Source organism: Pseudomonas antarctica (assembly GCF_001647715.1).
In the GTDB taxonomy this organism is placed as follows: domain Bacteria; phylum Pseudomonadota; class Gammaproteobacteria; order Pseudomonadales; family Pseudomonadaceae; genus Aquipseudomonas; species Aquipseudomonas antarctica_A.
Window position 1 is genome coordinate 3,623,681 of sequence record NZ_CP015600.1, and the last position, 11,955, is coordinate 3,635,635.

Consider the following 11,955-nt stretch of genomic DNA (forward strand, 5'->3'; position numbering starts at 1 on the left):
AAGCCCTGCTTTCATCGGGCATTTTTTATGCCTGCCCCACCTGAAACAAAGCCCAAAAAAACCCGGATCAATGATCCGGGTTTATTCGTACAACAGCCCCTTACTCCATGGCAGCCACCAGGCTATTGATGAACGCGGCGCTGTCGATGATCCCGTCATGATCAGTCTCGATCATCACCGAACGCTCGATGCGCGCCTGGCCAATCACACCGGCCATGTGCTGTTCGATCAGGTCCTTGAAGTGCCCCGCGCGGCTCAAAGAAGCCCACCAGCAACTGACCGGAGCCTGGATCGGCTTGAAGTCAGCCGCGGTCATGCGCTCGCTGAGTGCGCGGTCAACCTCCCAGGAAATCTGCGCTTCATTGCCACGTAGCAACTCGTCCTTAATGCCGGTGAAGGCCTCGCCCAGGGTCTGTTCGGCCCAGGCTACAAACGCCTGCCATTGCCCGGCTTCATCCGCAGCCTGACGCCGGCACTGTTGCCAAGCCCCTTCAATCTGCTCGGCAAACGCCGGGAACATCACCCCAAGCAACGCCGCACGGCGCTCATTGGCTGATACTTCACGATCATCCTCGATCACCACCGCGTCCCAATAAGGCTTGAGCCACTGCGGTGGCGCCGAATCAATCCAGCCGACAAATTCGACCTCACGCCCGGCTTGCTCCAGTGCGTAGGCGACTTCCATCGCCAGGTTGCCGCCCAGTGACCAGCCGGCCAGGCGATAGGCACCCTGTGGCTGAGCCTTCAACAATTGCGCGGTGTAATCGTCAACCATCGCCTGCCATTCAGGCACCGGTGCGCCCTCTTCCACCAGCGCACGGCAGATCACGCCGAACACCGGGCGCTGCTCCCTGAGTGCCAGGGCAATGGCGGTGTAGCAATGCACCGAGCCGAAACTTGGGTGGAACATGAACAGCGGCGTGCCTTGGGTCTGGCTGTTGAGCTTGACGATCAACTCGCTGCGTACCTCGCCCTGCACGCAATTGACCTGCCCACGCACGGTGGGGTTGAGCATCAACTGGCTGACGGACAGATTGACCCCGCTGACCTGCCTGATGCGCTCCTTGAGCAGCAGCACACGCAATGAATGGCCACCCAACTCAAAGAAGTTGTCGTTCAGCCCGACGCGCTCAACACCGAGCACTTCGCTCCAAATCGCCGCGACCTGCTGCTCAATGTCGCTTTGCGGCGCCTGATAGTCCTGTGCAGCGTTTGCTTCAGGCTTGGGTAGCGCTTTGCGATCCAGCTTGCCATTGGGGCTCAACGGCATCTGTGCCAGCACCACCCACTGCGCGGGCACCATGTAATCCGGCAGTTGCGCAGCAAGGTGAGCACCCACCAAGGCTTTCCAGTCCGCACACGGTTCCTGCAACACCAGGTAACCCACCAGGTGCGTGCCGCCTACTGCCAGCACGGCAGCTTCACGCACGCAGGCATGCTCCAGCAGGCGCGCCTCGATTTCACCCAACTCGATCCGCAGCCCGCGCAGCTTGACCTGATGGTCGATGCGCCCGGCGTACTCGATCACACCATCGTCGCGATAGCGCGCCAGGTCGCCGGTACGGTACAGGCGCGCACCACTGCCGAACGGGTCAGTCACAAAACGTTCAGCGGTCAGCGCCGGCCGACGGTGATAACCCCGCGCCAGCCCGATGCCGCCCAGGTACAGCTCACCCAACACGCCCACCGGCGCCGGCGCCAGGTTGCCGTCGAGCACATAGCAACCCAGGTTGGCGATGGGCCGACCAATCGGCACCGCATCATGCCCTTCATCGACACAGGTCCAGTGGGTCACATCAATGGCGGCTTCCGTCGGCCCATACAAGTTGTACAACTGGGCACCGGGCAGCTTGGCAAACACCTGCTGCTGGGCATCCACGGGCAATGCTTCACCGCTGCAGACAATGCGTTGCAGGCTATGGCAGGCACTTGCCGCCGAGTCCTGCAAGAACGCTTGCAACATGGACGGCACGAAGTGCAGCGTGGTGACCTGCTCGGCGTTGATCAGGCTGACCAACCTGGCCGGATCGCGATGCTCCCCGGGCGCAGCCACCACCAGGCGCGCGCCGGCCATCAGTGGCCAGAAGAACTCCCACACCGACACGTCAAAGCTGAACGGGGTTTTCTGCAACACGCTATCGCTGGCTTCCAGGCCATACGCCTGCTGCATCCAGCAGAGCCGATTGGTGAGCGCCGAATGCCGATTACCGGCGCCCTTGGGCTGCCCGGTAGAGCCCGAGGTGTAGATCACATACGCCAGGTTTTCGCCATCGACGGCGATGTCAGGATTGTGCGCGCTATAACCCTCAAGCCACGCCTCGCCCGTCTCCAGCACCAGGTGCTGAACGCCCGTCGGGATCGGCAGTTGTTCCAGCAGATGAGCCTGGGTCAGCAGCCACGTTACGCCACTGTCCTGCAACATGTAGGCGAGTCGATCTCGCGGGTATTCCGGGTCCAGCGGCACGTAGGCGCCACCGGCCTTGAGCACGGCCAACAGACCGACGACCATCTCGATGGAGCGCTCCACCGCCAGGCCCACCAGCACGTCCGGCCCCACGCCGGCCGCGATCAAGCGATGCGCCAGGCGGTTCGCCCGACGGTTCAGCTCGGCGTAACTCAGGTGCTGCCCGGCAAACGCCAGGGCCGTAGCGTCTGGCGTACGAACCACCTGCGCCTCGATCAATTGATGCACGCTCTGGTGCAGCGGGTAGCTTTGCGCCGTGGCGTTCCAGGCCTGCAGCGTCTGGCGCTCGGCCAATGCCACCGAAGGCAGCGCGGCCAGGCACTGGTCGGCATCCATAATCAAGGCACTCAACAGCTGCTGGAAGTGCTCGGCCAGGCGCTGGATATGCGCGGCACTGAAGGCCTGCCGGTCGTAGTTGAATTCAAGCCCCAGGCTTTCGCCCATGCCCAGGAGCACGGTCAACGGGTAGTGCGTCTGCTCCAGGCTGTGCACGGTGCCAAAGCGTAAACCCGACGGCGCGCCCTGCTCCAACGCCTCGGACACCGGGTAATTCTCGAACACCAGGATGCTGTCGAACAGCGCCTCCCCGCCCAGACCGGCCCAGCGCTGGATCTCGAACAGCGGCGTGTGTTCTTGCTCGCGCAAGCGCACATTCTGCGACTGGACATGTTGCAGCCATTGGCTGACCGACATCTGCGCCTCAGGCGTGGCCACCACGGGCAGCGTATTGATAAACAAACCGACTTGCTGCTCGATACCGCGCAGCTCGGCTGGGCGCCCCGCCACCGTGGCGCCGAACGCGACGGTGGCCTGCCCGGTGTGATGGTGCAGCAGCAATAGCCACGCGGCTTGCACCAGCGTATTGAGGGTGACCTTGTTGCTCTGGGCGAACACTTTGAGGCGCTCGGTATGCGCGGCATCAAAGCTCAGGCGATGTTCACCGTTGGCCGCCGGGGCCGTCTGCACCTCGCTGGACTGGCCGCATGCCAGGCGCGTAGGCGCCTGCAGGTTGACCAACTGGTCTTTCCAGAAGGCTTCGCTGACGGCTTTGTTCTGCGCCTGCAACCAGGCGATGTAATCGCGATAGCGCCCCGTCGGCGCAGCCAGCGGCTCGCCGGCGTAGTGTTGCAACACCTCGCCAAACAACTGCGAACCGCTCCATCCGTCCATCAGGATGTGGTGGTTGGTATAGATCAGGTGATAACTCGACACGCCAGTGCGTATGACCGACAGGCTCAGCAGCGGCGCCTGTTCCAGCACGAAACCCTGGGCCCGCGCCGATTCGGCCAGGCTATCGAGGGCCGCAGGGCAATCCGTGCGGTCCGTCCAATCGAGCGCTTCAAGCGGTATGCGCCGCTGCTTGTAGACCACCTGCAACGGTTGCTCGACATCGGTTTGCCAGAGGAAACCACTGCGCAGAATTTCATGCCGGTCGACAGCTGCCTGCCAGGCCTGGCGGAAACGCGGGACATCCAGCCCGTCCACATCGATGCGCATCTGGTTGATGTAGTCGCCCGAACCTTCGCCATACAACGACTGGAACAACATGCCTTGCTGCATCGGCGACAACGGATACAGGTCTTCCACCTCAGAGAAGTTCAGTGGCAGCGCATCCAGCTGGCCTTGAGACAAGCGCGCCAGGGGAAAGTCCGACGGCGTGACGCCTTGATTTGCCGGAGCACAGCAATGCTCGATCAAGGCCTTGAGTTCCAACGCGTACTCGTCCGCCAACTGCTGCAGGGTCGCTTGCGCGAACATCTCTTGGCTGAAACTCCAGTTCAACTTCAATTCGCCTGCGTAGACCTGGCCATTGATTTCCAGCCAGTTGCCCAGCGGCGCGTCAAGGCTTTGCTCGGCACCACTGGCGTCACCGGAAGGCGCGAACAAACCTTCCTGTTCGCCGCCCTCGAAACTGCCGTCGAACTGCCCCAGGTAGTTGAACGTGATACGTGGGCGCGGCAATGCACTTAATGCCTGTTGCGCCTCGGCATTACCCAGGTAACGCAAGGCACCAAAGCCCAGGCCTTTGTCCGGTACAGCGCGCAATTGCTCCTTGATATGTTTAAGGGAACCCGCCAGGGAATCGGTCGGCGTCAGTTGCAAGGGATAGAGGCTGGTAAACCAACCCACAGTGCGGGTCAGGTCGATCTCATCGAACAAGTCCTCGCGGCCGTGGCCTTCCAGCCGGATCAACATCGACGTGTCACCGGTCCAGCCCACAATGACGCGCGCAAGGGCCGTCAACAGCAGGTCGTTGATCTGGGTACGGTAGGCACTGGGAGCGTCCTGCAACAAACGTCGGGTAAACCCTGGGTCCAACTGGGTCGTCACACTCAATGCATGACGGTTGCTCAGGCTGGCCTGCGGGTCGGCGCCCGGCAAACCGGCGTGGCTGCCGTGTAGCTGGGTCTGCCACCACGTCAACGCCTGCGCCAGCGCCGGGCTGCCGGCGTAAGCCTGCAGCCGCGCGGCCCATGCGCGCGTGGAGCTGGTCTTGGCTGGCAGCACCACCGCGGCGCCTTGGGCAATTTGGCGGTAGGCCGTTTGCAGGTCCTCGAGGAGGATGCGCCAGGACACACCGTCCACCACCAAGTGATGGATCACCAGCAACAAACGCTGTGAGCCATCGGCCATGCCCACCAACACCGCGCGCAGCAAAGGGCCTTGACTCAGGTCGAGGCTGCGCTGGGCTTCCTCGCCCAAGGTTTCAAGTTCTTCGAGGGTCGTGAGGGTGGTCTGCCACAGCACCTGTTCGGCCTGATGCTGTTCCGCACTTCGATACGCCGCACTCCAGCCATTTACACCTTGAGCAAACGTGGTGCGCAGGGCGTCGTGATGCACAATCAGCGCCTGTAGAGCGGCCACCAGCACAGGCACCTCCAGCCGCTGGTGCGGTTGCAGCACCACGGACTGGTTCCAGTGCTCACGCGCCGGGATGTCATCGGCAAAAAACGCATGCTGAATGGGCAGCAGCAACAGCTCGCCGGTCAGCGCCGACTGATCCAGCAGCACCGCGCCCTCGCCTTCGCGGGCGACGGCTGCCAGGCTCTGGACCGTCTGGTGTTGGAACAGGTCCTTGGGCGTGAACCGCACACCCACTTGGCGCGCACGGCTGACGACCTGGATCGAAATGATCGAGTCGCCGCCCAGTTCGAAGAAGTTGTCATGCAGCCCCACGCGCGGCAGGCGCAGCACGTCGGACCAGATCGCGGCGATCTTCTGCTCCAACTCACTCTGTGGCGCCACGTACACCTGCTGCATCAGGCTCACGTCCGGCAGCGGCAGGCCTTTGCGATCCAGCTTGCCATTGGGCGTGAGTGGCATGCGCGCCAGGAACATCAGGTGCGTGGGCACCATGTAGTCGGGCAGGCGGGTTTTCAAGGCGCGGCGCAGCGCTTCACGGCCGTTCGATTGCGCCACGGCATCGTCGATCAACGCCGGGTCCAACGGCACGACGTAGGCGACCAACTGCTTGCCGGTCGGCCCTTCCTGGGCCACCACCACGGTTTCACCGACGCTGTCCTGCTCGCGCAGACGGGCCTCGATTTCACCCAGCTCGATGCGAAAACCGCGGATCTTCACTTGGTGGTCGACACGGCCCAGGTAGTCCACCACGCCGTCCGGGCGGCCACGGGTCAAGTCGCCGCTGCGGTACACACGGCTGCCGGGTTTGCCGAACGGGTCCGGCACAAAACGCTCGGCGGTCAGCGCCGGACGCTCCAGATAACCCCGGGCCACGCCCTCGCCGCCCAGGTACAACTCACCGGCCACGCCGATCGGTTGCAGGTTCAACTGCGCGTCCAACACGTAGCCGCTGCGGTTGCCCAACAACGTACCAATCGGTGCGTAGACAGCGCCGCAAGGGTCGCCCTTGCGGGCCTTCCATAGCAGCGGCGTGACCACGGTTTCGGTGGGGCCGTAACCGTTGAACAGGTAGGTAGGCTTGAGCGCACGCCAGGCCAGGTCGTAGCTCGCCTGCGCCACCGCATCACCACCAAAACAATACACGCGCACCGCCGGCGGGTTGCCGTCGCGTTCGGCATGCTCGGCCAGTTGTTGCAGGTACACCGGCGGGAACACCGCCATCGTCACGTTATGGCGGTGCATTTGTGCGTAGGTGTATTCCGGCAGCCACAGGCTGTCGTCGCGGATCAGCACACTGGCGCCGTTGATCAGCGGGTGCATCCAACCTTCGTGGGAGCCGTCAAAGGCGAAGGACATGAAGTGCAGTTCGCAATCCGCCGGGCCGGTTTCATAGCGTTCGCCGGTGGCGATGATATGCGCCACGAGCGGTCCGTGCGACACCGCCACGCCCTTGGGCAGGCCGGTGGAGCCGGAGGTGTAGATCACGTAGGCGAGGTTGTCGCCGTCGAGTGCGACCCGTGGATCGGTGTCGTCAACCTCGGCCCAGGCCGCGGCCTGATCAACCGCAAGCACTTCCAGGCCTTGCGGAATCGGCAGCCGCTGCTGCACCGCCGAGTGTGTCAGCAGTAGCTTGGCGCGGGTGTCCTGCATCATGTACAGCAGGCGATCACGCGGGTATTCCACGTCCAGCGGCACATACACGCCACCCGATTTCATCACGGCCAGGAACGCCACCATGCTCTCGGCACTGCGCGGCATGGCGATGGCCACGCGCACTTCCGGGCCCACACCACGGGCGATCAGCGCATGCGCCAGGCGATTGGCCTGGCGATCGAGTTCACCGTACGTCAGCGTTTGCGCATCGAATTTTACCGCCACTGCATTCGGGTTTTCCCGAGCACGGTCGGCGACCATTTCGTGAACCAGGCGCTTGGCCGAGAAGCCCGAGTCGGTGCAATTCCATAGCTGTAGAATCTGTTGCTGCTCAGCAGTGTCCAGCAGCGGCAATTGGCTGAGGGTTTGCTGCGGGTTGGCAACCATGCCCTGCAACAGGTTCTGCCAATGGCGGGCCATACGGTGCACGGTGTCGGCTTCAAACAGGTCCTGGGCATAACCCAAGGTGGCCCAGATGCCTTCGGCGGATTCCTGGATATCCAGGTCCAGGTCGAAATGCGCCGTCTTGCTCTCCCAGTCCAGCCCTTCGACCCGCAGTTGCGGCAATTGATGCTGGACCTGGGCCTGGCCCACATCGGTCTGGTGGTTGAACATCACTTGGAACAGCGGGTTGTGACTCAGGCTGCGTTCCGGTTGCAGGGCTTCCACCAATTGCTCGAACGGCAGGTCCTGATGCGCCTGGGCATCCAGCGCGCGCTGACGCGTGTGCTGCAACAACTGCTCAACGCTCATCTGGCCATGCAGGTCGGCCTTGAGCACCTGGGTGTTAACGAAAAAGCCGATCAGGCGCTCGGTCTCACTGCGATTGCGGTTGGCAATCGGCACGCCGACGCGGATCTCTTCCTGGCCGCTGTAGCGGTGCAGCAAGGTCTGGAATGACGCCAGCAGCAGCATGAACAGCGTCACGCCCTGTTGCTGGGCCAGTGCCTTGAGGTCGTGGGCCAGTGTCGGGGCCAGTTCGATCGGTAAGCGTGCGCCACGGTGGCTCTGCACGGCCGGGCGTGGATGGTCGAATGGCAATTCCAGCACGCTCTGCTCACCGCCCAGCACCTCGCGCCAGTACGCCAGTTGACGGGCTTTCTCGCCCGCGTCCATCCAGTTGCGTTGCCACACGGCGTAGTCGGCGTACTGGATCGGCAGTTGCGGCAATTGCACGCCCTGCCCCTGGCTGTAAGCGGCGTAAAGCTGCACCAGTTCCTCCACCACCAACTGCATCGACCAACCATCGGACACGATGTGATGCTGAACCAGCACCAGCACATGTTCGTCAGCCGCCAGACGCAGCAGCGTCACGCGCAGCAACGGCCCTTGTTGCAGGTCAAACGGCCGGGCGATTTCAGCTTCGACGCGCGCCTTGAGTTGGGCCTCCTCGACATCGGCACGCACCATCGGCAACGACGCCACCGGGTCAATCACCTGCACGGCGCCATCGTGCGTCTGGCGCAAATGGGTACGCAGGCTTTCGTGACGGGCCAGCAACGTATCGAAACTGCGCTGCAACGCCGCCGTGTCCAACCGCCCTTTCAAGCGCAGGGCGCTAGGTATGTGATACGCGGCGCTTTGCGGCTCCAGTTGCCACAGGAACCATTGGCGCTCCTGGGCATAGGACAACGGCAACGGCTGGTCACGCCCCACCGGCAGCAACGCGGGAGCCTTGGGCGCGGTCGGGGAATGGGCTTCAATGGCCGCGACAAATCCATCCAGGCGCGGCTGCTCAAACAGCATCTTGAGTGGCACTTCGAGGTTCAGCGCCTGGCGCATGCGCGAGACCACCTGCATGGCGAGCAGGGAATGCCCACCCAGCTCGAAAAAGTGCTGAGTCAGGCCCACACGCTCAGTGCCGAGGATATCGGCCCAGATCGCGGCAACCCGTTGCTGCAAGGCCGTTACAGGCGCTTGCCAGTCGGCTTGGACCGAAGCCGCATCGGGCTTGGGCAGGGCCTGGCGGTCCAGCTTTCCATTGGGGTTCAACGGCATGCGTGCGAGGAAGATCAGGTGCGCCGGCACCATGTAATCCGGCAATTGCTCGCGCAGGCGAGCCTTGAGCTGCTCACCGGCGGCCAGTTGTTCTGGCTCGGACAGCGCTTGTGTGGGCACCACGTAAGCCAGCAACTGGTTGTCAGCGGCCAGCAGCAGCGTTTCGCGCACGCCTGTCTGGGCCAATAGCAACGCCTCGATCTCACCCAGCTCGATGCGGAAACCACGGATTTTCACCTGGTGATCGACTCGCCCGACGTACTCGATTACCCCATCGGCGCGACAGCGTGCCAGGTCACCGGTGCGGTACAGGCGCTCGCCCAAGCGGCTGAACGGGTCGGCGACAAAACGTTCGGCGGTCAGTGCAGGTCGCTGCAGATAGGCACGCGCCAGGCCGCTTTCACTGGCGATATACAGCTCACCCACGGCACCGACCGGCAGCAGATTCAAATCGCGGTCGAGCACATACAGCGCACGCCCCGGCAGCGCCCGGCCGATAGGGCTGGCGCTGGCGCCGATCACGGTCGCGTCGTCGCTGCAGTCCAGCACGCTGGACACCACCGTCGCCTCGGTAGGCCCGTAGGTATTGAGCAGGCGTACATGCCCGAGCCCCGCGCGACGCCACAGCGCCGGGCCATCCAACGGCATGGCTTCGCCGCCGATATGCACCTGGCGCAGTGCGCCGTAAGCGCGTGAGCCGGCCGCCAGGCAATCCTGCAGGAAGAGTTTCCAGTAGGCCGTAGGCAAGTCGGCCAGGGTGATGCCCTGGGCGATAATCTGCCGGTACAGCTCGGCACCGTCCCACAGCTGCGGGCCACGCAGGACCACGCTGGCGCCAACGGTCAGCGCCGGGTACAACTGCTCGACGAAACCGTCGAAGTTCAAGGTCGCAAACTGCAACACCCGGTCATCCGGGGTCAGGCACGAGTAGCCCGCAGCGATGTTTGCGAACTCACTCAAAGCCGCATGGTTGATCGCCACGCCCTTGGGTTTACCAGTAGAACCTGAGGTGTAAATGACGTAAGCCAGGCTGCGCGGTTCGAAGTCGAGCCCGGGATTGTGCTCGGCACACTGCGCCAGTTGCGCATCGGCCACATCGATGTCCAGGGCCGACACGTGTTCAGGCAGTGGCAAACGCTCACGCAGGGACGACTGAGTCAACACCCGCTGCAAGCCGCTGTCGTCGAGCATGTGCAGCAAGCGCTCACGCGGGTATTGCGGGTCGAGCGGCACGTAAGCGCCGCCCGCCTTGAGCACCGCCAGCAGGCTCACCACCATCGCAAACGAGCGCTCCACGGCAATGCCGACCAGCACCTCCGGGCCTACGCCGTGGGCGATCAGGTAATGGGCCAGACGGTTGGCCTGGCGATTCAACTCGCCATAGCTGATGGTCTGCTCATCCAGGGCCAAGGCCTGGCGTTGCGGGTGCTGCTGGGCCTGGGCCTCGAACAGCTGATGCACCGCCTGCAGTTCGCCGCCGGTGGCCGGGGCATTCCATTCCTTGCGTATCACCGTTTGTTCGGTTGCGCTCAGCATCGCCACGTCACTGAGACGGCTGTGCGGTGCACTCACCACTGCGTGCAGCAGGTTCTGCCAATGCTGCGCCAAACGCTCTATTGTCGCGGCATCGAACAGGTCAGTGGCGTAGGTCAGCGCCGCCCAGATACCTTCCGGGGATTCATGGGTGTCCAGGCTGAGGTCGAAGTGCGTGGTTTGGCTGTCCCAGTCCAGCTCCGAAACGCGCAAGCCGGGTAATTGCTGCCCCTCGCGCCCGCCCTGGGCGTCGGTCTGGTGATTGAACATCACTTGGAACAACGGGTTGTGGCTCAGGCTCCGCTCGGGCTGCAACGCCACCACCAGTTGCTCGAACGGCAAGTCCTGGTGCGCCTGGGCCTCCAGTGAACGCCGCTTGGTCTGCTGCAGCAGTTCGACAAACGTCATCTGCCCGTCAAGGTCGGCCTTGAGCACCTGGGTGTTAACGAAAAAGCCAATCAGCCGCTCGGTTTCAACACGGTTACGGCTGGCATTTGGCACGCCGATACGGATGTCCGACTGCCCGCTGTAGCGATAGAGCAAGGTCTGGAACGAAGCCAGGAGCAACATGAACGAGGTGGCGCCCTCTAGCTGCGCAAGGCGCTTGATGTCGCTGACCAGTGCCGGTTGCAGATGCACCTGCAGGCTGTTGCCGCGATGGCTTTGTTGGGCCGGTCGCGGATGGTCGAGGGGCAACTCCAGCACGGGCTGCTCACCGCCCAGCAGTGCCTGCCAGTACGCCAACTGACGGGCCTTCTCCCCCGCTTCCATCCAGCCGCGCTGCCACAGGGCATAGTCGGCGTACTGGATCGGCAAGTCCGGCAACGCCAGGGTGCGCCCCTGGCAGCAGGCCGCATAGAGCTGCACGAGTTCCTCGACCATCACCTGCATCGACCAGCCATCGGAAATGATGTGGTGCTGGACCATCACCAGCACATGTTCATCTTCGGCCAGTTGCAACAGTGTCACGCGCAACAGCGGCGCCTGGAGCAGATCGAAAGGACGTGCAACCTCCGCTTCCACCCGCGCCATCAATTGCTGTTCGTCCGTTTGCATCTGCACGATTTCAACCCTGGCCTCAGGCATTACCGCCTGCAACAGCTGCTCACCGTCCTGTACCAAGCGGGTACGCAGGCTTTCGTGGCGGGCCAGCAAACGGTCGAAACTGTGTTGTAACGCCGCGAGGTCGAGCTGGCCTTGCAGGCGCAGCGCCCCAGGAATGTGATAGGTGGCGCTGTCCGGATCAAGCTGCCAGAGAAACCACTGGCGTTCCTGGGCGTAAGACAATGGCAATGTGTCGACATCATGCCGGGTGGGGGCAATCGGCAATTGCGCGAAACTCATGCCGCGCGCTTGCAGGCGCTGATAAAACTGCTGGCGTTGTTCAAGCGGCAGGCGAAGAAAGCGCGAGACCAGATCGATATTCGGGTTGGAAAGCATGG

1 protein-coding gene is annotated in these 11,955 nt (G+C 63.2%); it reads right to left on the bottom strand.

Annotated elements, in window-relative coordinates; translation table 11 throughout:
• Positions 1–100: 100 nt before the first annotated feature.
• Positions 101–11,953: a non-ribosomal peptide synthetase gene (locus A7J50_RS16295; RefSeq protein WP_064452744.1), complete on the bottom strand. Its 11,853-nt coding sequence runs from the start codon at positions 11,951–11,953 to the stop codon at positions 101–103.
• Positions 11,954–11,955: the final 2 nt, after the last annotated feature.